This is a genomic window from Specibacter sp. NPDC078692 (assembly GCF_040686835.1).
Lineage (GTDB): Bacteria > Actinomycetota > Actinomycetes > Actinomycetales > Micrococcaceae > Specibacter.
The window spans coordinates 275,618-296,683 of record NZ_JBFBLV010000001.1 but is presented as its reverse complement, the minus strand read 5'-3'; the positions used below and the strand labels follow the sequence as shown (position 1 = coordinate 296,683).

Annotated in this window: 23 protein-coding genes; 7 read left to right on the top strand and 16 right to left on the bottom strand. The window is 60.8% G+C overall.

Going from position 1 to position 21,066, the window contains the following annotated elements; all coding sequences use genetic code 11:
- Positions 1–191: 191 nt before the first annotated feature.
- Together pheT and pheS are read right to left on the bottom strand one after the other, a co-directional pair.
- A complete protein-coding gene (pheT, locus tag AB0O97_RS01435) occupies positions 192–2,735 on the bottom strand; it encodes a phenylalanine--tRNA ligase subunit beta (protein ID WP_363879091.1) in 2,544 nt (847 codons plus the stop codon).
- Positions 2,736–2,739: 4 nt separating this feature from the next.
- On the bottom strand, positions 2,740–3,804 hold the full coding sequence (pheS, locus tag AB0O97_RS01430; RefSeq protein WP_363879110.1) for a phenylalanine--tRNA ligase subunit alpha: 1,065 nt from the start codon (positions 3,802–3,804) through the stop codon (positions 2,740–2,742).
- A gap of 182 nt (positions 3,805–3,986) precedes the next feature.
- On the opposite strand from pheS, the gene AB0O97_RS01425 reads away from it, so the two are divergent.
- From AB0O97_RS01425 to AB0O97_RS01410, 4 genes are read left to right on the top strand one after another with little or no spacing between them, the layout of a single operon-like run.
- Positions 3,987–4,568: a hypothetical protein gene (locus tag AB0O97_RS01425; protein ID WP_363879088.1), complete on the top strand. Its 582-nt coding sequence runs from the start codon at positions 3,987–3,989 to the stop codon at positions 4,566–4,568.
- Positions 4,565–5,008, top strand: a complete 444-nt coding sequence (locus tag AB0O97_RS01420) for a hypothetical protein (protein WP_363879085.1) — start codon at positions 4,565–4,567, stop codon at positions 5,006–5,008. The genes AB0O97_RS01425 and AB0O97_RS01420 overlap by 4 nt, the downstream gene beginning before the upstream one ends.
- Positions 5,005–5,547: a hypothetical protein gene (locus AB0O97_RS01415; RefSeq protein WP_363879082.1), complete on the top strand. Its 543-nt coding sequence runs from the start codon at positions 5,005–5,007 to the stop codon at positions 5,545–5,547. The genes AB0O97_RS01420 and AB0O97_RS01415 overlap by 4 nt, the downstream gene beginning before the upstream one ends.
- Positions 5,548–5,549: 2 nt before the next feature.
- Complete coding sequence (locus AB0O97_RS01410) at positions 5,550–6,188, top strand: SIMPL domain-containing protein (RefSeq protein ID WP_363879079.1); 639 nt, start codon at positions 5,550–5,552, stop codon at positions 6,186–6,188.
- A gap of 145 nt (positions 6,189–6,333) precedes the next feature.
- Here the strand turns inward: AB0O97_RS01410 and AB0O97_RS01405 are convergent, their stop codons facing one another.
- Positions 6,334–7,833, bottom strand: coding sequence for a long-chain fatty acid--CoA ligase (locus tag AB0O97_RS01405; protein WP_363879076.1), 1,500 nt, complete (start codon positions 7,831–7,833; stop codon positions 6,334–6,336).
- 208 nt (positions 7,834–8,041) lie between these two features.
- On the opposite strand from AB0O97_RS01405, the gene AB0O97_RS01400 reads away from it, so the two are divergent.
- Positions 8,042–9,283 carry an Rv2578c family radical SAM protein gene (locus AB0O97_RS01400; protein ID WP_363879073.1) on the top strand — a complete coding sequence of 414 codons (1,242 nt, stop codon included), beginning with the start codon at positions 8,042–8,044 and terminating at the stop codon, positions 9,281–9,283.
- A 72-nt stretch (positions 9,284–9,355) separates the two neighbouring features.
- Here AB0O97_RS01400 and AB0O97_RS01395 read toward each other — a convergent pair whose 3' ends face one another.
- The 3 genes from AB0O97_RS01395 to AB0O97_RS01385 all read right to left on the bottom strand — a co-directional run bounded on the left by AB0O97_RS01395 (position 9,356) and on the right by AB0O97_RS01385 (position 10,781).
- Complete coding sequence (locus AB0O97_RS01395) at positions 9,356–9,934, bottom strand: DUF4870 domain-containing protein (protein WP_363879070.1); 579 nt, start codon at positions 9,932–9,934, stop codon at positions 9,356–9,358.
- A gap of 158 nt (positions 9,935–10,092) precedes the next feature.
- Positions 10,093–10,284 (bottom strand): DUF5302 domain-containing protein, encoded by a 192-nt coding sequence (locus AB0O97_RS01390; protein WP_363836416.1) that lies wholly within the window; start codon positions 10,282–10,284, stop codon positions 10,093–10,095.
- A 71-nt stretch (positions 10,285–10,355) separates the two neighbouring features.
- Positions 10,356–10,781, bottom strand: a complete 426-nt coding sequence (locus AB0O97_RS01385; RefSeq protein WP_363879067.1) for a (deoxy)nucleoside triphosphate pyrophosphohydrolase — start codon at positions 10,779–10,781, stop codon at positions 10,356–10,358.
- Between the two features lie 123 nt (positions 10,782–10,904).
- On the opposite strand from AB0O97_RS01385, the gene AB0O97_RS01380 reads away from it, so the two are divergent.
- Positions 10,905–12,119 carry an MFS transporter gene (locus AB0O97_RS01380; RefSeq protein WP_363879064.1) on the top strand — a complete coding sequence of 405 codons (1,215 nt, stop codon included), beginning with the start codon at positions 10,905–10,907 and terminating at the stop codon, positions 12,117–12,119.
- Positions 12,120–12,460: 341 nt separating this feature from the next.
- On the opposite strand, the gene AB0O97_RS01375 is transcribed toward AB0O97_RS01380, so the two are convergent.
- The 4 genes from AB0O97_RS01375 to infC form a co-directional block, all read right to left on the bottom strand.
- Entirely contained in the window at positions 12,461–13,372 is a 912-nt protein-coding gene (locus tag AB0O97_RS01375; RefSeq protein WP_363836421.1) for an RNA methyltransferase, read from the bottom strand.
- A gap of 82 nt (positions 13,373–13,454) precedes the next feature.
- Positions 13,455–13,838, bottom strand: a complete 384-nt coding sequence (gene rplT, locus AB0O97_RS01370) for a 50S ribosomal protein L20 (protein WP_363836423.1) — start codon at positions 13,836–13,838, stop codon at positions 13,455–13,457.
- 108 nt (positions 13,839–13,946) lie between these two features.
- On the bottom strand, positions 13,947–14,141 hold the full coding sequence (gene rpmI / locus AB0O97_RS01365) for a 50S ribosomal protein L35 (protein WP_038467906.1): 195 nt from the start codon (positions 14,139–14,141) through the stop codon (positions 13,947–13,949).
- Between the two features lie 103 nt (positions 14,142–14,244).
- Positions 14,245–15,324 (bottom strand): translation initiation factor IF-3, encoded by a 1,080-nt coding sequence (gene infC, locus AB0O97_RS01360; protein WP_363879061.1) that lies wholly within the window; start codon positions 15,322–15,324, stop codon positions 14,245–14,247.
- Positions 15,325–15,675: 351 nt separating this feature from the next.
- Here infC and AB0O97_RS01355 point away from each other — a divergent pair, with 351 nt between their 5' ends.
- Positions 15,676–16,083 carry a DUF1844 domain-containing protein gene (locus tag AB0O97_RS01355; protein ID WP_363879058.1) on the top strand — a complete coding sequence of 136 codons (408 nt, stop codon included), beginning with the start codon at positions 15,676–15,678 and terminating at the stop codon, positions 16,081–16,083.
- Between the two features lie 195 nt (positions 16,084–16,278).
- Here AB0O97_RS01355 and AB0O97_RS01350 read toward each other — a convergent pair whose 3' ends face one another.
- The 6 genes from AB0O97_RS01350 to hisB all read right to left on the bottom strand — a co-directional run bounded on the left by AB0O97_RS01350 (position 16,279) and on the right by hisB (position 20,889).
- Positions 16,279–17,622: an MFS transporter gene (locus tag AB0O97_RS01350; protein ID WP_363879055.1), complete on the bottom strand. Its 1,344-nt coding sequence runs from the start codon at positions 17,620–17,622 to the stop codon at positions 16,279–16,281.
- Positions 17,623–17,665: 43 nt separating this feature from the next.
- Entirely contained in the window at positions 17,666–18,571 is a 906-nt protein-coding gene (locus tag AB0O97_RS01345) for an SseB family protein (RefSeq protein ID WP_363836431.1), read from the bottom strand.
- 3 nt (positions 18,572–18,574) lie between these two features.
- Positions 18,575–19,309, bottom strand: a complete 735-nt coding sequence (gene priA, locus AB0O97_RS01340; RefSeq protein WP_363836433.1) for a bifunctional 1-(5-phosphoribosyl)-5-((5-phosphoribosylamino)methylideneamino)imidazole-4-carboxamide isomerase/phosphoribosylanthranilate isomerase PriA — start codon at positions 19,307–19,309, stop codon at positions 18,575–18,577.
- Between the two features lie 112 nt (positions 19,310–19,421).
- Positions 19,422–19,571 (bottom strand): hypothetical protein, encoded by a 150-nt coding sequence (locus tag AB0O97_RS01335; protein WP_363836434.1) that lies wholly within the window; start codon positions 19,569–19,571, stop codon positions 19,422–19,424.
- Positions 19,571–20,266: an imidazole glycerol phosphate synthase subunit HisH gene (gene hisH, locus AB0O97_RS01330; protein ID WP_363879052.1), complete on the bottom strand. Its 696-nt coding sequence runs from the start codon at positions 20,264–20,266 to the stop codon at positions 19,571–19,573. The genes AB0O97_RS01335 and hisH overlap by 1 nt, the downstream gene beginning before the upstream one ends.
- Positions 20,263–20,889, bottom strand: a complete 627-nt coding sequence (gene hisB / locus AB0O97_RS01325; protein ID WP_363836438.1) for an imidazoleglycerol-phosphate dehydratase HisB — start codon at positions 20,887–20,889, stop codon at positions 20,263–20,265. Before hisB ends, hisH begins: the two co-directional genes overlap by 4 nt.
- Positions 20,890–21,066: the final 177 nt, after the last annotated feature.

Here is a 21,066-nt window from a genome sequence, read left to right as displayed (position 1 = left end):
ACCATCATGGGCAACATCAACAGTCCGGAGACGGCGGCTGAGGTGCCAGTGGACATCTGCAGGAATGTGGGCACAAACGCGATGGCTGCAAACATCCCCATAAATGCGCCCGTTCTACGGGGCGCATTTATGGGGGACGGGCGCATTTATGGTGAGCCGGCGGTGGGACGACGCTGGTGAGCAGGTAGGGCTTAGCGCTGGGTAGCGCCGAACCGTTCTGCTGCAAGCTCCACGGCGGATGCCCTGGCTGCCGATGCTTCATCGGAGGTCAGCGTCCTGTCAGTCGCACGGAAGCGCAGGCCGAAGGCTAAAGACTTGCGGCCTTCGGGAATCCCGGTGCCCTGGTACTCATCAAACAGCGTCACGTCTTCGAGCAGTTCGCCGGCGCCTTCGCGCAGGGTCTCCAGCACAGTGGCGGCAGCAACCTCTGTAGGTACAACCAACGCCACATCCTGCGTGGCCACCGGGAAGGTGGAGATCGGCTTGGCCACGATGACGTCAGCCGCAGCGGCAAAGACCTTCTCGGCGTTGATTTCCATGGCCACTGAGCGAGCTGGCATGTTCAACTCGCTCAGCAGCTTCGGGTGCAATTCGCCGGCGTAGCCAACAACCTCGCCAGTGCGCAGCGAAAGCTTGGCAGCACGGCCCGGGTGGAAGGCCTGGTGGGAGCCCTGCGAAACGAGCAGTTCCACACCCACCACATCGGCCACCAAGCGGGCGGCGTCAATAGCGTCGGCCCAGTCCCACGCACGCGGGGCGTGCGCAGGTGCAGCCGGGGAATCCTTGCCAGTAAAGATGGCCGCCATGGTGAGGGGCTGGTCCGGAATGCCCTCATACAGGGCATCCAAAACCTCCTCCGATGGTTTCACACCGAGCGGCGGGATCGATGCCGTACCCATGGAATCGGACGGCAGGAACACCAGCCCGGATTCGAACAGCGCCAGGTCGTGGAAACCGCGCGAGTGGTTGCGCTTGGCAATCTCAATCAGGCCCGGCAGCACGGAGGTCCGCAGGAATCCGAACTCCTCGCTGAGCGGGTTGGCCAGCTTCACGGCGGCACGCGGCGCACCGGCTTCGGCCACACCAAAGGTGTCATTGGAGGCCTTGGACACGAACGGGTAGGCCAGGATCTCGGTCAAACCGGAATCGGCCAGGGCCTGCACCACGCGGCGGCGTTGCTGCTGCGCGCGCGAATAGCCGCGACCCGGAGGTGCCGTGGGAAGCGTGGACGGAATCAGCTCGTAACCCACCAAGCGGGCCACTTCCTCCGTCAGGTCATCCTTGGTGACCAGGTCGTGGCGCCAAGAAGGGGCTGTGACGGAATATCCGCCGTCGACCTTTTCCACGTCCGCGCCAAGATCAGACAACGATCCCATGGTCTGGGACTGGGTGAACTCGATGCCAATGCGGGCCGAGGTGTAACCAGACGGCAGGAACACGGGAGCGGAAGCCTCCACGGTGTTGACGTCGGTGGCGGTGGCTTCTTCTGTGCCACCGGCCAGCTCAACCAACAAGTTGACGGCGCGCTGGGCAGCAATGTCAGCCACCAAGGGGTCAACGCCGCGCTCGAAGCGCTTTGACGCTTCGGAGGGCAGCTTGTGCCGGCGGCGCGAGCGAGCAATGGAGATCTCCTCGAAATGCGCAGCCTCAATCAGCACCGTGCTGGTGCCGGAAGTGACCTCGGTGGAGGCCCCGCCCATGACGCCTGCAACGCCAATGGCGCCGGAGGCATCGGTGATCAGGAGGTCCTCGGCGTCGAGCTTGCGCACCTTGCCATCGAGGGTCTTCAGCGTTTCGCCAGCGGCGGCCCGGCGAACCGTGATGGCGCCGTCGAGCTTGTCAGCGTCGTAGAAGTGCAGCGGCTGACCCAGTTCCAACATGACGTAGTTGGAGATATCCACGGGCAGGGAAATGGAGCGAATCCCGGCCAGGCGCAAACGCGATGACATCCACGGCGGAGTTGGCGCAGCCGCGTTAATTCCGCTGACGGTGCGGGCCACAAAGCGGTCGCAGCCGGGCTTGCCGTAGATGGGTGCCTCGTCGGCAATGACGACGGGGTGGCCTTCGCCCGTGGAAGCGGTCACCGAAACCAGCGACGCCGGATCCGTGAACACACTGTCCGTGGCATGCGCGTATTCGCGGGCAACGCCGCGGATACTGAACGCGTAGCCACGGTCCGGGGTGACGTTAATTTCGGCGGCTTCATCGTCCAAGCCCAGCAGGGCGAGGGCGTCGGTGCCCAGTTCCGGGTCAAGGCCCAGGGTGGAGAGCACCAGGATGCCGTCGTGATCCTCGCCTATGCCGAGCTCACGCACGGAGGCGATCATGCCAGCTGAAACGTGACCGTAAGTCTTCCGCGGGGTGATGCGGAAGTCTCCGGGCAGCACGGCTCCGGGCAGGGTGACAACAACCTTGTCCCCCACCTCGAAGTTGTGCGCGCCGCAGACAATGCCCTGCACTCCTGAGGGATCGATCCCCTCTATGTCCAGGGTCTGGGTGGCGCCCTCGGGCACCACGCGGACGGTGCACCAGTTGATGGTTTTGCCGTTCGTCTGAGCCTCCGGCTCCTTCGTCAGGACCTGGCCCACCACAATGGGGCCGCTGATCTCATCGAGGGGACGGTGCACATCTTCTTCTTCAAAACCGACCTTGACGAGGTCGGTCATTACGTCTTCGGCTGTTGCGCCAGCCGGTACCTGCGCGTATTCGCGCAGCCAAGTCAGTGGAATACGCACTTACTTAGATCTCCATCCCAAAGTGTTCGCTGAATCGTACGTCGCCCTCGATCATGTCGTGCATGTCGCCCACTTCATTGCGGAACATGAGAGTGCGTTCAATGCCCATGCCGAAGGCAAATCCGGAATACTCTTCCGGGTCAATGCCGGCAGCACGGAGCACGTTCGGGTTGACCATGCCGCAGCCACCCCACTCGATCCAGCGCGGGCCACCCTTGGCACCGGGGTGCCAGATGTCCAGCTCGGCCGACGGTTCGGTGAACGGGAAGAAGTTCGGGCGCAGCCGGATACTGGCTTCCTCGCCAAACATCTGACGAGCAAAGTGCTCCAGTGTGCCGCGGAGGTCCGCCATGGACAGACCCTTATCGATGGCCAGGCCTTCGAACTGGTGGAACACCGGGGTGTGCGTGGCGTCCAGCTCATCGGTGCGGAAAACCTTGCCCGGGCACAGAACGTAGACGGGAAGTTCGCGCTCCAGCAAGGAACGGACCTGCACCGGTGAGGTGTGGGTGCGTAGCAGCAGGTGAGCTTCGGGCGGTTCCACGAAGAACGTGTCCTGCATTTCGCGTGCCGGGTGATCCGGGGCAAAGTTCAGTGCATCAAAGTTGAACCACTCCGATTCCAGCTCCGGGCCTTCGGCGATTTCCCAGCCCATGCCCACGAAGATATCGCTTACGCGGTCTTGCAGGGTGGACAACGGGTGGCGGGCACCAGCGCGACGACGGCGCGGAGCGGCCGTAACATCCACTGTCTCCTCGACGAGAATACGCTCGGCGTCCTCGGCTTCGAGCACCTCGGTGCGGGCTGCGAGCGCTTTGGCAACGCGACCGCGGGAACCTCCCATGAGCTTTCCGGCGGCAGCCTTAAACTCTTTGGCAAGGCCGCCGATTTCACGGTTGGCAAGGCTCAGCGGCGACTTTTCACCGGTGTGCGCCAGCCGCGCAGTCTTCAGCTCATCCAGGGTTGCTGCGGCGGCAATGGCTGCGAGCGCGTTCTCAACGGCTGCGCCAATGGCGGCTTCATCCAGCGGGTCCGGGACTGCTGCGGGTTCAATGGTTGGTTCGGGCATTTCTGCCGTCATATGGGGCATCTCAGACATCTACAGTTTTTACCTAAGCTCGTGTGCGAGTAAGCGGCGGGGTAGCTCCTCCCGCCTGTTCCATTCTAGTTGACGGGGCCGTGCTCCTTTGAACCCAAGTCTTTACCGAAATTACGCCCCGAAGTAGTTGCCCCCTTGCTACGCTAGCGGCCATGAGCATTCTTCGCCCTGGACGTACGACGCCGGCCTTCCGCCATGCGCCGTCAGCTGGCCTTGCGCTGGGGCTGTTGCTTAGCCTGACACTTGGTGGGTGCGGGCTGCTTCCTGGCGGGTCCGGAACGTACAGGCCCGACGCCGCCGTGATCCAGGGAAACCTCGACTGTCCGGGGTCCACCCTTGGGTGGCTGCCAGAACCGGTGAGCCCACCGGCGTCGGACCTCTGGGGTTCCGTTCCCGAGGGATTTGTACCACTTCAGGTCATCCGCTGCTCAATTGAGGTCAAGGACGCCACCGGCGATTACACCCGCGTACTTCTGGAAGAGTATTTAGAGGGCGATTACTCCGATCTGCTCGCAGCGCTGGCCAAGCCCAGCGATAAAGGTGGAAGCGGACCATGTACTGCGGACATGGAGATCATCCCGCCGCTGTGGATGGTCGATGCGCAGGGCCGCGCCATTCAAGTTGCGTGGCCGCTGGACGCCTGCGGCAAAACCCGCGGCAAGCCGGATACGGGCAAGGCCCTGGAGCAGCTGAGCGTTGGCCGCGTTATTGAGCATCAGCAAACTGGCTCATGAACACCCGCCAGCGCCATGCAAAACAGGAGGCCGCTTGCTTAGCGCTCCGTGCCGCGGCTGTCATGGTTGCGGCACTGCTGGTATCGGGTTGCAGCTCGTCATCGCAGCAGACATCGCCACCACCGCAGACCTATCTGCCTGAACCCGCCACACTTCAGGACGCCGTCGACTGTTCCACATCCACAGGCTGGGAACCGGCAGCCACGACTCCGGCAGCTTTAGCGGTCCCCAGCGAGCGCGGAGGCCCCATGAGCTGCCTGGACTACGGGGAAATTCTGCCGGGCATTTGGCTGATCAATGCCGCTGGGCAGGCAGTCAACGTCCAATGGCCCATGGACTCCTGTGACCATTACAAACCCGGAACCGCCAGTGCTTTGGCCGCGCTCACTGTTGTCAGCAGCACCCCCGTTCCCAAGGAAGGGACCAGTATCACGCCATGAGTTCTCCACTCACTCGGCCCGAGCTCATCCGTGCCGCAGCCAATGCCATGAACCTTTCGACGGCGGCCGGGTTGCTTTTGGCAGCTCTGACGCGCACCCGTGTAGAGAAGGGCCCGCACGGGCTGATCTTTGGCACCAACTACCAACCCAGGCTGCCGGTAGCAGGCGCGTTCACGGTGGGCAATGTGATCTTCTACCGAACAGACCGAGCTCACATCGATGCACGCCCCGATCTACTGGCCCACGAATCCGGGCACGCAACCCAGTACGCGTGGTGCCTTGGTTTACCGTTCCTTCCCCTGTATGCGGCATGCACCGCATATTCACTTTGGCGCACTGGAGATCCGGGCAGCCGAAACTTCTTTGAACGCAACGCGGGGCTGGCTCTGGGCGGATACCGCGAACTGCCCACCATTGCCAGGCTTTCCCGTTTGAGGAACCAATTGCAGCGCCTTGCGTTTGTTAAGTCACCAGCCATTACCGCCGGGCAGAACCAAGCCGGGCAGCACCAGACCCTACAGAACCAGGAAGAGAAATAACTATGAGCGAGAGTAACAACTCCATCACCGTCACGGGGCACGGCGCAGTCCAAACCGCTCCGGATTTCTTCACCATCAACATCGGTATTGAGGCATCACAGCCCACTGTGCGTGACGCCTACTCACAAGCTGGGGAGGCCCTTAATGCTGTCAACGCCAAATTGCAGACGTTGGGCGTGGACCGCACAGCGATCAGCTCCTCCACCTTGGATGTTCGCGTGGACAGTCGCTGGCAAGAGGGAGTGGGCACGGTCGTTACCGGATACACGGTCTCCAGCACCCTCTCGGTTTCCCTGCGCTACGATCTGGGCGCCCAGGACATCGTTGCTGCTGTCATTGACGTCGGCAACAACAATGTTCGACTCAACGGCATGTCCCCCGTCGTGTCCGATCCCTCCGCAGCCCAAGACAAGGCCCGTGCCGCGGCGTGGGCTGATGCACGCCGTGCCGCCGAGGTGTACGCACAGCTGGCTGGCCGCACCCTTGGTACCGTGGAAAAAGTGCACGAAGGAAATATCCCCTCTGGCGGCCCGCGCCCCATGATGGCCCGCGCGGCCATGGCGATGGATAGCTCCATGGCGATTGAGCCGGGGCAAAGCGATGTCAGCATCGCCGTCCAGATCACTTGGCTGCTGAGCTAAAACTCAGCAGCTATGCCACCTAGAAAAGGCCTCACAGCAGGCAGCGGAGCGGCCCCGGTGAGGTTCACCGGGCCCCTCCTCTGCCTGCGCCTAGCGTCTAGTCCTTTTCATCGGACTTGCCGCAGACCCACCCACAAGCCGTGGCTCAAGACACGTTGATCTCTCGCTTGAGGATCTTCCCCGTGGGCCCCTTGGGCAGCTCGTCAACAATCATGACCTTGCGCGGATACTTGTAAGCGGCCACCCGAGCCTTGACAAATTCTTGAATCTCCGCGGCCAGCGCCTCCGGGTTATCGGAGCCAACAGCGCCCGCCTTCAGGGCTACCACGGCACACACTTCCTCGCCGTGGACGTCGTCGGGCTTGCCAAGAACGGCAGCCTCGGCCACGGCCGGGTGCTCGTACAGCACTTCCTCGATCTCGCGCGGGTAGATGTTGTAGCCACCGCGCAGGATCATGTCCTTCTTCCGGTCCACAATGAAGAACACGCCGTCCTCATCCTGGCGCCCCAGATCCCCGGTGCGGAACCAGCCATCCGGGATGGCTGCCGCCGTCGCCTCGGGATTGTTCCAATACCCCTTCATGACGTAGGGCCCGGCCACGGCGATTTCCCCCACCGCGCCAGCTTCGACGTCGTCTCCCGACTCATCGATGACCCTCAGTTGCGCCCCGGTCACCGCAGTGCCCACGGAACCTGGTTTGCGGATGCCGTCGGTCTGGTTGAAGCTGACCACGGGCGAGGTCTCGGACAATCCATAGCCTTCGAGCAAGGTGGCGTTGAAGGCGGATTCGAATTCATGCAGAATTTCCACGGGTAGGGCCGAGCCACCGGAGGCCGCAAGCCGCAGACTGCTCAGGTCATAGTTTTCCCGGCCGGGAGCACGCAGCAGCGCAATGTACATGCTGGGGACCCCTTCAAAGATGGTGACCTTATCCCGGGCGATAATCTCCAGCGCCTTGAGCGGATCGAAGCGGGGCAGCAAGGTCACGGTAGCCCCGGCCATGACCGCCGAGTTCAGCGCGCAGGTCTGACCAAAGATGTGGAAGAAGGGCAGCCCGCCGAAAATTACGTCTCCGTCCCGACTGCCGAAGAGGGCGACCGACACTTCGGCGTTGCTGCGCAAGTTCTCGTGGGTGAGCTCAGCTCCCTTGGGCTTACCTGTGGTGCCCGAGGTGTACAGGATGACGGCCGTGTCATCCGCGGCAGCCTCAGCAACGTCATGGAGTGGCTCAAGCGGGCTCACAAGGGCCATGAAGTTCGCATCAATGGGAATGATTTCCGTGCCTGTTTCTGCGGTTCCGGCAGCGACCTCAGCCATGACACCATCCCACGCGAAGGCCAGTGTGGCCCCGGAATCCTGTAGGTGATAGGCCACTTCGCGGGCCTTCAGGAGTGGATTCAGCGGGACCACAATGGCCCCATATCGCAAGATGCCGTAGTAGATCGGTGGCATCTGCGGCAGGTTAGGGGATATGAGCGCCACCCTGTCCCCCGCCTTGACACCCCGTTCAGCCAGTAGCGCCGCCACCTTGGCACTGAGCACCTCGAGGGCGCCATAGGAGATTTCAATGTCATCGAGTTTGATGACAACCCCACCCGGATTCCTTGCGGCGGAAGCGGGGACCATCGAGGCCAGATTCGTCATGGTACTCCTTCGTGATGAAACTGCCTTTCCGCGGTGGAGACCACATCAGTGGACCGGACCGAAAACAGACAGCAGAAGCATCCTCGCTCCTGGTTCCACCCTAGCGCCTGATAATGTGATCTGGCTCATATTTTACTGGCGGGTAGTAGTGAAATTTCTCCAGATCGACACCCTTGAGATGATATAGAATATATGTTCTAATTACTATATGCGGTGGACACAGCAGGAACTCAACCAGCCCTTCTTCCCCGAACAAGGGGTAGGCGAGTCAGGCACGGCAACGGAGGGTGCAACAGAAACGGGTTCGCCCGGATTGCAAGCACCCCTCTTGCCCTTGGCTGGATTAGTAAAGACTGTCCAGACGCCCGATTTTTCTGGCATCACCTTTCATGAGGTGTTGTCCAAATCGGCACTCAACAAGGTGCCACCCAGCTCCACCATGCCTTTTGAATGGACAGTGAACCCCTATCGCGGTTGTTCGCACGCCTGTGTGTATTGCTTTGCCCGCAAAAGCCACACCTACCTAGACTTCGATCCAGGCGTAGATTTTGATTCTCAGGTTGTGGTGAAGGTCAATGTTGCTCAGGTTCTACGCAAGGAATTGTTCAAGCCGTCGTGGCAACATCACCACGTTGCACTGGGCACCAACACCGATCCCTACCAACGTGCCGAAGGCCGCTACCAACTTATGCCCGGCATCATCAGTGCTTTGGCCGATTCCGGTACTCCCTTTTCCATCCTGACCAAGGGGACACTGCTGGCACGGGACATTCCGTTGCTCCGTGCGGCTGGTCGCGACGTTAGTGTGGGCATGGGAATCTCCCTGGCCTTGTTGGATGAGGACCTGGCCCAGACTTTGGAGCCCGGCACCCCCTCCCCCAAGGCGAGGTTGTCCCTGATCAGCAAGCTGCGCGACGCTGGCCTGCCGTGCGGTGTCATGGCCATGCCGATTCTGCCGTGGCTCACAGACTCGGAGGAAGCTCTGGATACGCTCTTTGCTGCTTTGGCCCAGGCTGGAGCAACAGGGGTGAGTGCCGGGGCGTTGTATCTGCGTCCGGGCACGCGGGAATGGTTCATGCAGTGGCTGGCCCGCGAATACCCGTCCTTGGTTGGCCGGTACCAGCGGCTCTACGGTTCTGGGTCTTATGCTTCTAAGGAGTACCGGCAATGGTTGGCAGCACGGGTCAATGAGGCCAAAGCCCGGCACGGTTTCGGGAAGCAAGGCTTCATTCATGATCCCCGGCAGGAGGAGGCCCAGTATCCGGCTGGCAGCATGCCCAGCGTCCACAACGACAACAGGGAAAACAAAGACCACACCGACCGGCTAACGCCGTTAGCAGGCGGCGGATTCCGCGGCATCCCTGCGGCCACAGCTACCGAGGCCGGAACAAAAGCGGCGACCCCGAGTGGGACCCCCGCCTCTGCCGAGCTTGCACCTACCTTGTTCTAGGCTTTCGAGCCGAGGCCAGTGGGTGCGCTACCGCTGCCGTGTCCGGCTGCTACGTATATTTATTGAGCCGTCTTACTTGATGAACTGAACGTTGAACGGGAACTTGTACAGCTGCCCGTTACGGAAGGCAGTAGGAGCGTTCAGCGCGGCAATGATGTGGATGACGAACAGCGCCACTCCGGCAATGCCGAAGACGAAGCCCAAGTACGGAATGAACGTCAACACGAACGCGATGACGCGCAGGATCGAGAAGTTTAAGTTCTGGCGGTGGAAGTCATCCGCGAAGCTGTTCTTACCCTTTTCCGTGAGGAAGAAGATCAGTGCCGGAATCCAGTTGAAGAATACCGAGAGCCAATAGTTCAGAACCACTGTACCGGCGGGGTCAACAGCACCCTGCTGGTACTGCGGAGCCTGAGGCGCCTGCTGGTACTGCTGCTGGGCCGGGGCTTGTTGGTAGGGCTGCTGCTGGGCAGGAGCTTGCTGACCATAGTTGGGCTGCTGGCCGTAGCTCGGCTGCGAGGCCTGCGGTGCGTTGGGTGCCTGCTGGCCGTAGCCGGGCTGCTGGTATGGGGCCGATCCAGGTGTCTCGGGTGCGTTGTAGCCCGGCGGTGTCGGCTCGACCGGCGGTGTCGGGGAATTGTTCTCGCTCACGTGATCTCTCCTTAGTTTGGATTCTTGCTTACCAACCTAGTCGCTTTCCGCACGTCCCGCCCACAAATGACACACGGGCGATGGCCTTAAAGCAGCAAAGGCGGCAGGACCTGGGAGGTTCCTGCCACCTTGTGCACTTGCGAATCCGATTCCGGGGGTTATCCGGACTTGCGGCGGAATTCACGCTTGTGTGCTGCAGCTCCGTGGGAAGCGTTGATCTTGGGCCCACCTGCGGCGGAAACGCTGCCGTGCTGCTGGTTCTTCTTGTTCTCCAGGGCCTGCCGGAACTTTTCTTTCGTTTCCTCGCTGGCGCCTGCGGGGGCTTGTTCGTCGTGGTTATCACTCGTCATGGCACAACCTCCTTGGGGTCTTCAGCACCCAGTCTCGCACAGGAGAATACTTTTCCACACCCGAGAGGAGTTTAATGTTGGGTGAAAGCGATCAGCGCGTGCACAATCGGCAGGTCGGCAGGAATCCAGGGCAATTCCAAGATTTCCGGACCGGCGAGGTCAACCCACAGCAGCAAATCGTGATCCTCCAGCGGTTCCGGGGTCCCCTCCGTTGCTTCAGCCAACCACACGCGCATGGCGGCGCCACGGTTCAAAGGCCAGCCCTCCGGCGTCGTGCCTTCTAATTCGGCACCCAGGCACACAATGATACCCAACTCTTCACGAACTTCTCGATGCAGTGCCTCTTCAGGACCTTCTCCGGGTTCTATCTTCCCTCCAGGGAACTCCCACATGCCGGCAAACTCAGGTGGTGCCGTGCGTCGAGCGGCTAAAAGGTTTTGCGGGTTTCCAAGCGAGTCAACGAGTGCTGCGCCTACGATTTGTTTCTTTGTCGTCACCAGGTAAGTCTAGGTCGAACTAGACTGGTAGGGACATCTTCATGTCGAGCCGTTGCGCACTGTGGCGCCGGCGCCTGCCGCCCTTGGCGGAACCGGAACCCCACCTTGTGAAAGTTCGTTTCAATGCCCCTGCTTAAAAACCGGTCTGATTCCACCCCGCTCTCTCCCAACGCCGTTGCCTGGGCAATCTTCGCTTTGGCCATTGGCGGCTTTGGCATCGGCACCACCGAGTTCGCCATGATGGGCTTGCTGCCTAATGTGGCCGAAGGCGTGGGTGTCAGCGTACCGACGGCGGGCCATGTCATCTCCGCCTATGCCCTAGGTGTGGTGGTGGGCGCACCCTTACTGGTCGCCATTGGTGCGAAAATGCCGCGCAAGACGTTGGCGATGGGCTTGATGGCACTGTTTACCGTGGGCAACTTGCTCTCGATCTTCGCCGTGGACTACAACACCTTGTTGGTCACACGTTTCATCGCGGGATTGCCCCACGGCGCCTTCTTTGGCGTAGCCGCAGTACTGGCAGCTTCCTTGGTTGTGCCTAGCAAGCGCGGGCGTGCCATTTCGATGGTCATGATGGGCTTGTCCATTGCCAACGTGCTCGGTGTTCCGCTCGCTACCTTTGTGGGTCAGCAGTTCGGGTGGCGCTGGATGTTCGTACTGGTGGGCGTCATCGGCGTCATCACCATGGTGTTCATCGGGATCTTCATTCCAGCCCAAAAGGCTGAGCCTGGAGCAAGCCTCCGCAAGGAACTCGGCGCCTTGCGTCGCGGCCAGGTCTGGCTGACCCTGCTGGTGGGCGTGGTTGGCTTCGGCGGCTTCTTTGCCGTCTACACCTACGTTGCCAACACCATGACTGACGTTGCCGGCTTCGATTCAGGATTCCTGCCCGTGATCGTTGGCCTCTACGGAGTGGGCATGGTGGTAGGAAACTACATTGGCGGACGGCTCGCCGACTGGTCGGTCATGGGCAGCATCTACGCCGTCATGTCCTTCATCGCTGCCATGTTGGTGTTGTACGCAGCCTCGGTTCACATTCAGTGGATGGCGCTGCTGATGATCTTTGTCATTGGCGCTTCAGGGGCCATGCTGATTCCTTCATTGCAGACGCGGCTCTTGGACGTCTCCCCAGGGGCACCAACATTGGCCTCATCCCTGAACCACTCGGCGCTGAACATGGCCAACGCGCTCGGTGCGTTCGTGGGCGGGCTCGTCATCACGTGGGGCTGGGGCTTCACCGCTCCGGCACTGGTCGGAGCCGTTCTGGCAGTGTTGGGGCTGGGCATTGCCCTGCTCAGCGGACTGCTTGATAAGAAGGACAATAAGGGCCTGAAGGCTTGAAGCCTTGAACGCCCCGACAATTTCGGAACAGTAGAACTCGACGGCCCCGCAAAAGATCCTCCCCGCACAACCCCTGAATGGGTGGTGCGGGGAGGATCTTTTTTCGTTGCGATGGCGCCTGGGCGCCTGGGCGCCCGGGTGCTAGTGCTCGCTGTCCGGCGCACTTTGGGACGTTTTTGGCCCCGAAACGTCCGACAACTGCGCACTCGAGGCACAGTGAGGCACCTAGGACAGGTTTCGGCGGGCCTCAGGGCTTTCAGCCGTTGAAGACAGCCGACATCAGGAAGCCGTGAGCCTCCGATGCGTAGAACAAGCACCCAATCCGCCGAGACTCAAGTCCCCTAGTGGCTTCGGCGTTGTGCCCTTGCACTGGCGTACAGGCACACAGTTGCTGCTGTTCCGAGGTTGAGGGATTCAGCGGCCCCATAGACGGGAACGGCTACACGGTAATCGGCCAGAGCTTTCTCTTCCCCAGCCAGGCCCTGAGCCTCATTGCCGAAGAGCCACATGGTGGGATCTGCCAAGTCATAGCTAGAATCCGGGATCTCTTGGTCAAAGGCGCGTGCGGCGCTCTCGTCCTGCAGCAGGTCTAGATTCAGTTGGCCGTAGCCGTCGGCGGCGAGGATGCCCACACCTGCTTCCTTGGCAGCGGCGACAACCTGAGCCACGTCGGCGCCAAGCACGACAGGCAAGTGGAACAGTGAGCCGGCAGTGGAACGGACCGCCTTGGGGTTGTAAATATCTACGCTCGATTGGGAGAAGATCACCGCGTCTGCGCCAGCAGCATCGGCTGCACGGAGAACTGTTCCAGCATTGCCCGGGTCTTGCACACGGCACAGCATTGCGATCAGTTTCGGCTTGGTAGCCAAGACTGCCTCAAGGGGAACGTCCACAAAATTGCACACAGCCACCACGCCCTGCGGCGAGACAGTATCTGTCATGGCGGAGAGGACCATGTCACTGGCGATTCGAACTTGCAGGCGGGAGCCGGGGGCCGAGGCCGTTTCCAGCAGCTCCGGAAACTTCTTCAGGCATTCAACGGTGGCGTACAGCGCCTCCACCACCGGCGTCCCGCCGGCGTCCAGGCAGTCGCGGTGGGCACGCAGCGCTTCACGAACAGCCTGGGGACCTTCAGCCAAGAATTGGCGACGCTTTAAACGGCCCGAGCGCCCAACCAGCTTGGCAACATCCCGCACCCGATCTGCTCGAGGATTGGTCATTGCATCTGCTGGAGGGCGCCCGGTTTCGTTCATGCTTAGGACTTTAGCAGTCACTGCACAGGATCTTAGAACTCAACGGCTCCAAGGTGAAACGGTCAAACAATAAAACGAAAAACTACTTTGCAACCGGTGCTGAGGTGTCAGCAGGCAGTGCAGCCTTGGCCAGGCCAACCAGTGCGGTGAAAGCACCGGCGTCGTTGACGGCCAGATCGGCCAGCATGCGACGGTCAACCTCGATCTGCGCAGCCTTCAGGCCCTGGATCAAGCGGTTGTAGGTCAGGCCGTTGGCGCGTGATGCAGCGTTGATACGCTGGATCCACAGGCGACGGAAGTCACCCTTGCGCTTGCGGCGGTCGCCGTAGCTGTACACAAACGAGTGCAGCAGCTGCTCTTTGGCCTTACGGTACAGACGTGAACGCTGTCCGCGGTAACCCTTTGCGCGCTCAAGAACAACCCGACGCTTTTTGTGGGCGTTTACAGCCCTCTTCACACGTGCCACGTGCGTACTCCTTCAAGTTTAAAGATCCCAAGCCAATCATGCCAGGGAAGGCTTTGATGAAATGGTGTTAGACCCTGAACTGGGAATGACACCGATTGACTTACGAAATTAGATGCCGAGCATCTTCTTGATGTTGCGCACATCTGCCTTGGCGACCAACAGGTCACCCTTCAGACGACGCTTCAAGCTGGAGGGCTTGTGCTCCAGGTAGTGGCGGCGGTTAGCCTGCTGGCGACGCAGCTTACCGGAACCGGTCAGCTTGAATCGCTTCTTCGCACCACTATGTGTCTTCATTTTAGGCATGAGGACCTATCTCCTTACGTATCCACCGGCGCTGCCTGTGGTTCTCTTGCAGCGACTGGTTGGGTCACTGTGTGGGTGTATTCACCGCTGAAAGGTGTGAACCTTATTCAGCTGAGCTGGGGGTTTCGACTGCCGGTTCGCTCTTTGCAGATGCGGGCTTGGCGGTCGGTTTTGCTGCTGCCTTGGCGGGCTTGGCGGCAGGCTTGGCTGCTACGGGCTTGGCCATGGGCTTCGGCATGGGGATGGGCTTTGCAGCCACGGGCTTGGGAGCAACTGCCGGCTTGGGTGCTGCGGCCGGTTTGGTCGCGGGAGCCTTTGCTGCGGCTTTCACCGGAGCGGCCTTAGCAGCAGGTGCCTTGGCTGCAGGAGCCTTAGTGGCAGCGGCCTTGGCAGGTACGACGGCGGGAGCCGGCTTTTCTGCCGGAGCTTCCTTCACGGGGGCTGCTTCGGGCGCCGCGGCTTCGGTTACAGCGGCAGTCTCAACGACTTCCTCCGCAACCGAAGCGGCAACTTCCTGAACAGCTTGAGCGCCGGGAGCCGGCAGGTCCTCGTTAAGGTGCAAACCATCAGGCAACAGATCAGCCAGTGACTGGGTCATGGGGGCCTTGTTGTCACGGTCTACGTCCACGCGAGCGGTGCCATTGGCCACAGCCTCGTTGTGTGCTTTCGCATCGGCGCGCTGCTGGTTGCGGCGTACCTCTGCCTTGGCTTCGGCCTTGTTCTTCAACGGACCGATGACCATGACCATGTTGCGCCCGTCAATGCGAGGGCTGGACTCGATGATGCCAACTTCAGCAACATCTTCTGCAAACTTCTGCAGGAGACGGATGCCCATCTCAGGACGCTGCTGCTCACGACCGCGGAACTGGATCATGGCCTTGACCTTGTCACCGGTGCCGAGGAAGCGCAGTGCGTGACCGCGCTTGGTCTCGTAGTCGTGCTTATCGATTTTGAGTCGGAAACGGATTTCCTTCAAAACGGTGTTGGTCTGGTTCTTGCGGGCTTCACGAGCCTTGACGGCGGCTTCGTACTTGTACTTGCCGAAGTCCATCAGTTTGCACACCGGCGGCTTAGCCGTCGGTGCGACCTCAACCAGATCCAAGTCGGACTCTGCTGCTAAACGGAGGGCGTCTTCAATGCGGACGACACCTACCTGTTCGCCTGCTGGCCCAACCAACCGCACCTCGGGGACGCGGATTCGATCATTGATGCGTGGCTCGCTAATGTGTGGCTCCTGTTACTTGAAAAGTGTGAGTACCATCAGCAACGAAGAAGGCCCCCAATTTGCTGATGCAATGGAGGCCTCGAGGGATTGGCTTGCAGTCCCCCTTAACGGGAACAATCTGGCTCTCCGTACTACGGAAAGCGCCAACCTAAACCAGACAACTCCATTACTGGGTCGAAAGGTGGGAGAGGACTCCACTTGCAAACACGATTATAGTACATTCCCCATCCCACAGAGAACCCGTCTGGGGATCCTCTGGAAAGCTGGCGAAATAACAGCATCGCGTCGGTCTATGACAAGCTTAGCAGTATGAGTAGCTCAGATAGTAATTCGGACACACGTAACACCTTCCAACCCGCCCCCGAAGAGGCCCTGAGTGATAGTCAGGCAGCTTCCGTAGTGCGCGATATCGCTGAAGTTCCCGCCATTGAGGTCATCACCACGGCGGCCGTTCACCTCATGAGCGCAGCAGCGGTCAAGTGCGGCCTGGCTGCAGGCCCGGATGCCGAGGAGCTCAAGGATCTAGACGAGGCCCGCAAGCTCATCACCGCCCTAGCCGGCTTCGTCACCGCTGCAGCACCGGAAATTGGTAGCCAGCACGCCGGACCGTTGCGCGATGGCCTGCGTTCACTGCAGCTCGCTTTCCGTGAAGCCTCAGAGTTCCCGGACGCACCGGGTAAGGGCCCGGGCGAGAAGTTCACTGGCGCCGTCAACTAGGTCCCACTCGCTCCCAGCGCTAAGCCGCTGGCGCGCCTTTACGCTGGGACCCCCGCGAGCGTGGGCCCACCCACTCGCTCGCTCGCTCCACTATCAGCTTCACCTTCACCGCAAACGGTGAGTAGTTAGCAATGTCACGCACAAACATTGTCATCTACTCACCGTTCGCGGTGCTTAAAGGAAGATTTAGGGCAGCTACACCGGGTCCGGCTCACCTAGAAGGTCATCAAAGTTATCTGTCTGCTTTGATTCCGTCGATTTTGTGTCAGTTATTAGTGGCTTACGGCGGCGCCAGATAGCCATGCTCACCAATCCGATGATCGACAAGACGCCACAGACCAAACCGATGATGGCAAAGCCAGCCCAGGGACCGATGCCATCGATCATGGCCCCTGCAAAAGGAGAACCCATGGCGCTACCGATCGTCATGGACGAGCCGTACCAACCCATAGCTTCACCGCGGCGGCGTTCTGAAACCAGATCGGCAATGTGTTCGGCACTTGAGGTCAAGACCGGAGCACACAGTAGACCAGGAAGAATCGATAACAGTCCCAGCGTCCAAGCATTGGTGGCAAACCCCATTGGGATGATCAGGATCGCCATGGCCATCAGCAGCCACAGGGGATTGACGGAGCGCTTGAGGGCGCCGTAGAGAATGCCACCAACGATCGAGGCACCACACCAGAAGATGAACACGATCCCAAGATCGCCGACGACGTCGTTTTCGCGCATGACCGCGACCATTCCCACATTGGTTCCAGCCAAGACCAGCCCGGCGCCCAGGGAGGTGCCCAAAATGGCCAGTACCGCAATATTGACCCAGCGCAGATTGTGCCGAGTCCCACCCCACAATCGGACCAGCGCGCTCTTGCCCGAGAGGTCTGGTGCTTCGCGGTCCTCAACTGCATCCAGAGGATGCGCCTCAACCACACCGACGGAAACGAAGGATCCTTTTTGGCCAGTTCTTGTGGGCGGGTTGAACACCATCAGAAAGACTCCGGCCATGGACGCGGTGACACCGATGATGACTAGGCCCACCACCGTGTGAATGGTGGTTGCTAGCAAGACTCCGGCGGCGGGCCCGATCATGAACGTGATTTCAGCGCCCATGGAATCCAGTGCGTAGGCGGTGCGCCGCTGCTCTTGGGGCACCATCACGCTGAGTGCTTGACGCACCACAGAGAAGATCGGAACGGCGAAGATGCCGCCAATGACGGCAGCCACTACCAGAAGCTGGAAGCTCAGGAATGGAGCCAGGCTCCACACCACTACTTCGGCAACTACTGACGGCAGGAGTGCCTTACGCAGTCCATAGACGTCCACGAGTCGACCGCGCCACGGGGCGCCGAACGCCATGCCGATGGTGATGGCCGCTGCAACAAGGCCTGCTGAGGCATAGCTAAGCTGCATCGTTTCAACCACATGCAGAGTCAACAGCACACCTGCAGCTGCATGCGGGATGCGCGCAAACATGGCTACAATCAGCAGCCTGCGCACGGGTCCGACCGCGAGTATTTCACGGTAGGCGGCAAAGTTCACCTGGGGGCTCTCTTTCGTGATCCATCACAAGAGAGCGCCGAGGCTACCATGCGATGAGGTTGTCCTGAATGTGGGGATGCCGTAGGCGAACATGAATTGAATCCACTGCCTGAGCAAAGTACTCATTCGCCGCCCAGGACGCTTGCAGCGCAGCGAGCACACCGTTTACCGCGGCTTGGTCCAGCCCGGGCAATAAGGTGATGGTGACACAGAGTTCTGGGCCCACTCCACCGCCGGAGACCAACAGTGCCGACGGTTCCGCTTTTGGGTACCACTGGGATTGTATGCCCTGACCGGCGCTGGCAGAAATGTCCACAACGGCTGTGTTACCAAGGGCCGACACAGACTCGCGCAGAACGCGCTCAACCGCTGCATCCCCGTAGCTGGGCTCCCACTGTTGCTGTTGCGCCAGCGACCACATTGCCGGGCGGCGGACCACAAAGGGCCGCTCCGAGCCAGGGTCTACCACCAGCAGTTGTGCTTCCTCGGCCACCGCAGACAACGCTGCCCGCGCCGCATAAACAGCAACCGGTCGCGCTTCGGGATGCCACCGTGTGAGAGCTTCGGCATTGGAAAAAACAGGGAGGGCCCGGCGGCCATCGGGACCTTGCACTGTCACCAGAGCCATGTCCGATTCCTTATCCGAGACCAGACCGTTTTCACCTACTGTCTGTTCCGCCAGCTGCGCCACGATCGGAATGAACACCCGGGCGGTGGCGAGGGAGGCAACTACCTGCGCTTCGCTGCCGTCACCGGAGGCTAGCGCCGCGAGGGCGGCCGCAAACCCGGCGTCCATGGCGCCGTCGTCGGTGTCAAAGTTGTGGTACTTTTCCTGCGCAGGAAGATCGCGGCCCGCCCAGGGCTGTCCAGCAGAATCGGTGCTGCCGCCAGCCCCGGCCAGAGCTGCTGCGATGTGTCCGGGCAGATGCTTCTTGGGCATCTCGGTCATGATTTAGCGACGGCCTGCAACGTCAAGGGCCTGCGGGAGCGTGAATGCGCCGGAGTACAGAGCCTTGCCAACGATGGCACCCTCAACACCTTCGCCGACCAATTCGCGCAAAACGCGCAGGTCCTCGAGGCTGGAAATTCCGCCCGACGCCACCACAGGCTTTGAGGTGCGGGTGCACATTTCGCGCAGCAGTTCTACGTTGGGACCGCGCAAGGTGCCGTCCTTGGTGACATCGGTGACCACGTATCGTGCGCAGCCGGCATCTTCAAGGCGAGCCAGGACCTCCCAGATGTCCCCGCCTTCCTTGGTCCAGCCGCGGCCTGCCAAAGTGGTGCCGCGAACATCAAGTCCGACGGCGATTTTGTCACCAAAGCGGTCAATGACCTTGGCGGTCCACTCCGGGTTCTCCAGCGCAGCCGTGCCCAGATTTACACGGCCCACACCCAATTCCAGGGCGGCTTCCAGCGTTGCGTCATCGCGCAGCCCACCGGAGAGCTCGACCTTGACGTCCAGGACCTGCACCATTTCGCGCAGCAGTTCCGTGTTTGAGCCGCGACCAAAGGCCGCGTCAAGGTCCACGAGGTGAACCCATTCGGCGCCGTCGTTCTGCCACTTCATGGCGGCGTCGAGCGGGGAGCCGTAACTCGTTTCCGAGCCAGCCTCGCCCTGCACCAAGCGCACGGCCTGGCCGTCCACAACGTCGACAGCGGGCAGCAATTCCAAAATGGGGGTGGTCATGGGGTCCTCAACGTTGTTTGTCCTACGGGTGGAAACTACAGGAAGAAAGCTGCGGCGTAGCCGCGGGTTACTGCGTGAAACTTGACGAGCGTGAAACTAGACGAGCATCAAGCTAGAGCGTGAACATGTAGGCGGCTATGAGAGACATGGCGGCCAACGCGGCAAAGCTGATGGGGATCCAGCGCGGGGTTTTCTGCTGGTAGAACGTATAGGCTCCACCGATCAGCAAGCCTGCCAGTGCCATCAACAACAACGAGTACATCAGCGAGCCGCCTTAGTCAGGGAATTGACCCAGTTACGCAGCATGCGGGCTCCTGCGTCACCGGACTTTTCCGGATGGAATTGTGTTGCGCAGAGCGGGCCGTTTTCAACGGCCGCGATGAACGGGGCACCGTGCTCGGACCAGGTCACCATGGGCGGACGCATTTTGGGCTGCAATACCTCAAAGTCCCACTTCTGCACACCATAAGAATGCACAAAGTAGAAGCGCTCAGATTCAACGCCTTCAAAAAGCATGGAGCCTTCAGCTGCTGTGACGGTATTCCACCCCATGTGCGGGACCACGGGGGCTGGCAATAACTCGACAGTCCCCGGCCACTCCCCCATGCCTTCGCGGTGGGTGCCGTGTTCTACGCCGGCGTCAAAGAGGACCTGCATACCGACGCAGATGCCTAGAACTGCCCGGCCACCGGCAACGCGGCGGCCGATCATGCGCAGCGCATCAACGGCTTTGAGCTCGTCCATGACCGAGGCAAAGGCGCCCACGCCAGGGACAACTAAGCCGTCGGCGTTTAGAACATCCTCGGGTTTAGCACTGAGCGTTACCACTGCCCCGGCACGTTCCAGCGCGCGGACGGCTGAACGGACGTTGCCCGAACCATAGTCCAGCACCGTAACCGTGGGCTTGTCACTACCTGCTTTGTTGCTTACTGCTGACTCGGTAGCTGCCGAACTCACAAAAGGCCCTTCGTGGACGGGATGCCGGTGACGCGGGGATCGGCTTCAACGGCCGAGCGCAGTGCCCGGGCGAAGGCCTTGAACTGTGCCTCGACGATGTGGTGCGGATCCCGGCCAGCAATGACTGTCATGTGCAGGCAGATCTGGGCATGCAAGGTGATGGCTTCAAAGACGTGGCGGGTGAGCGAGCCAGTGAAGTGACCACCGATCAGGTGGTATTCCTGTCCGGCAGGCTCGCCACCATGTACCAAGTAAGGACGGCCGGAAAGATCAACCACGGCGTTGGCGAGGGCTTCATCCAAGGGGACCGTGGCTTCGCCGAAGCGGCGGATCCCGGCCTTGTTCCCTAGGGCCTCCTTGAGGACTTCACCCAAGGAGATGGCCACGTCTTCTACCGTGTGGTGGGCATCGATGTGGGTATCGCCAGTGGCCTTGATGTTCATGTCGATCAGGGAGTGCTTGGACAAAGCCGTGAGCATGTGATCGTAAAAAGGCACGGAAGTGTCAATGTTTGACACGCCGGTGCCGTCGAGGTTGATCTCCACCATGACGCTTGACTCGCTCGTGGCACGCTCCAGGCGGGCAGTGCGTCCCTGGCCGGGATTCGGGCTGTTCTGAGTCATTGCGGCAGTCCTTTGTTGTGGTGCGCCTTCGCAGCCGGCAGTTGCCGGGCAGGGACGGGCGCGTAAACGAATTGGTGTAGTGCTACCAGTTTAGGAGAGAAGACATGGTTATACCCAAACCTCTCCCCTGGCGAGAAGGAACCAGCCATGTTCGACGGCGGATCCTCCTCACAGAAC

Bases quoted from the DNA above. Each gene is read 5' to 3' on its own strand.
- pheS (WP_363879110.1), bottom strand. From the start codon at position 3,804: ATGCCCGAACCAACCATTGAACCCGCAGCAGTCCCGGACCCGCTGGAT.
- AB0O97_RS01425 (WP_363879088.1), top strand. From the start codon at position 3,987: ATGAGCATTCTTCGCCCTGGACGTACGACGCCGGCCTTCCGCCATGCG.
- AB0O97_RS01420 (WP_363879085.1), top strand. From the start codon at position 4,565: ATGAACACCCGCCAGCGCCATGCAAAACAGGAGGCCGCTTGCTTAGCG.
- AB0O97_RS01415 (WP_363879082.1), top strand. From the start codon at position 5,005: ATGAGTTCTCCACTCACTCGGCCCGAGCTCATCCGTGCCGCAGCCAAT.
- AB0O97_RS01410 (WP_363879079.1), top strand. From the start codon at position 5,550: ATGAGCGAGAGTAACAACTCCATCACCGTCACGGGGCACGGCGCAGTC.
- AB0O97_RS01405 (WP_363879076.1), bottom strand. From the start codon at position 7,833: ATGACGAATCTGGCCTCGATGGTCCCCGCTTCCGCCGCAAGGAATCCG.
- AB0O97_RS01400 (WP_363879073.1), top strand. From the start codon at position 8,042: ATGCGGTGGACACAGCAGGAACTCAACCAGCCCTTCTTCCCCGAACAA.
- AB0O97_RS01390 (WP_363836416.1), bottom strand. From the start codon at position 10,284: ATGACGAGTGATAACCACGACGAACAAGCCCCCGCAGGCGCCAGCGAG.
- AB0O97_RS01380 (WP_363879064.1), top strand. From the start codon at position 10,905: ATGCCCCTGCTTAAAAACCGGTCTGATTCCACCCCGCTCTCTCCCAAC.
- AB0O97_RS01375 (WP_363836421.1), bottom strand. From the start codon at position 13,372: ATGAACGAAACCGGGCGCCCTCCAGCAGATGCAATGACCAATCCTCGA.
- rpmI (WP_038467906.1), bottom strand. From the start codon at position 14,141: ATGCCTAAAATGAAGACACATAGTGGTGCGAAGAAGCGATTCAAGCTG.
- AB0O97_RS01355 (WP_363879058.1), top strand. From the start codon at position 15,676: ATGAGTAGCTCAGATAGTAATTCGGACACACGTAACACCTTCCAACCC.
- AB0O97_RS01345 (WP_363836431.1), bottom strand. From the start codon at position 18,571: ATGACCGAGATGCCCAAGAAGCATCTGCCCGGACACATCGCAGCAGCT.
- priA (WP_363836433.1), bottom strand. From the start codon at position 19,309: ATGACCACCCCCATTTTGGAATTGCTGCCCGCTGTCGACGTTGTGGAC.
- AB0O97_RS01335 (WP_363836434.1), bottom strand. From the start codon at position 19,571: ATGTACTCGTTGTTGTTGATGGCACTGGCAGGCTTGCTGATCGGTGGA.
- hisB (WP_363836438.1), bottom strand. From the start codon at position 20,889: ATGACTCAGAACAGCCCGAATCCCGGCCAGGGACGCACTGCCCGCCTG.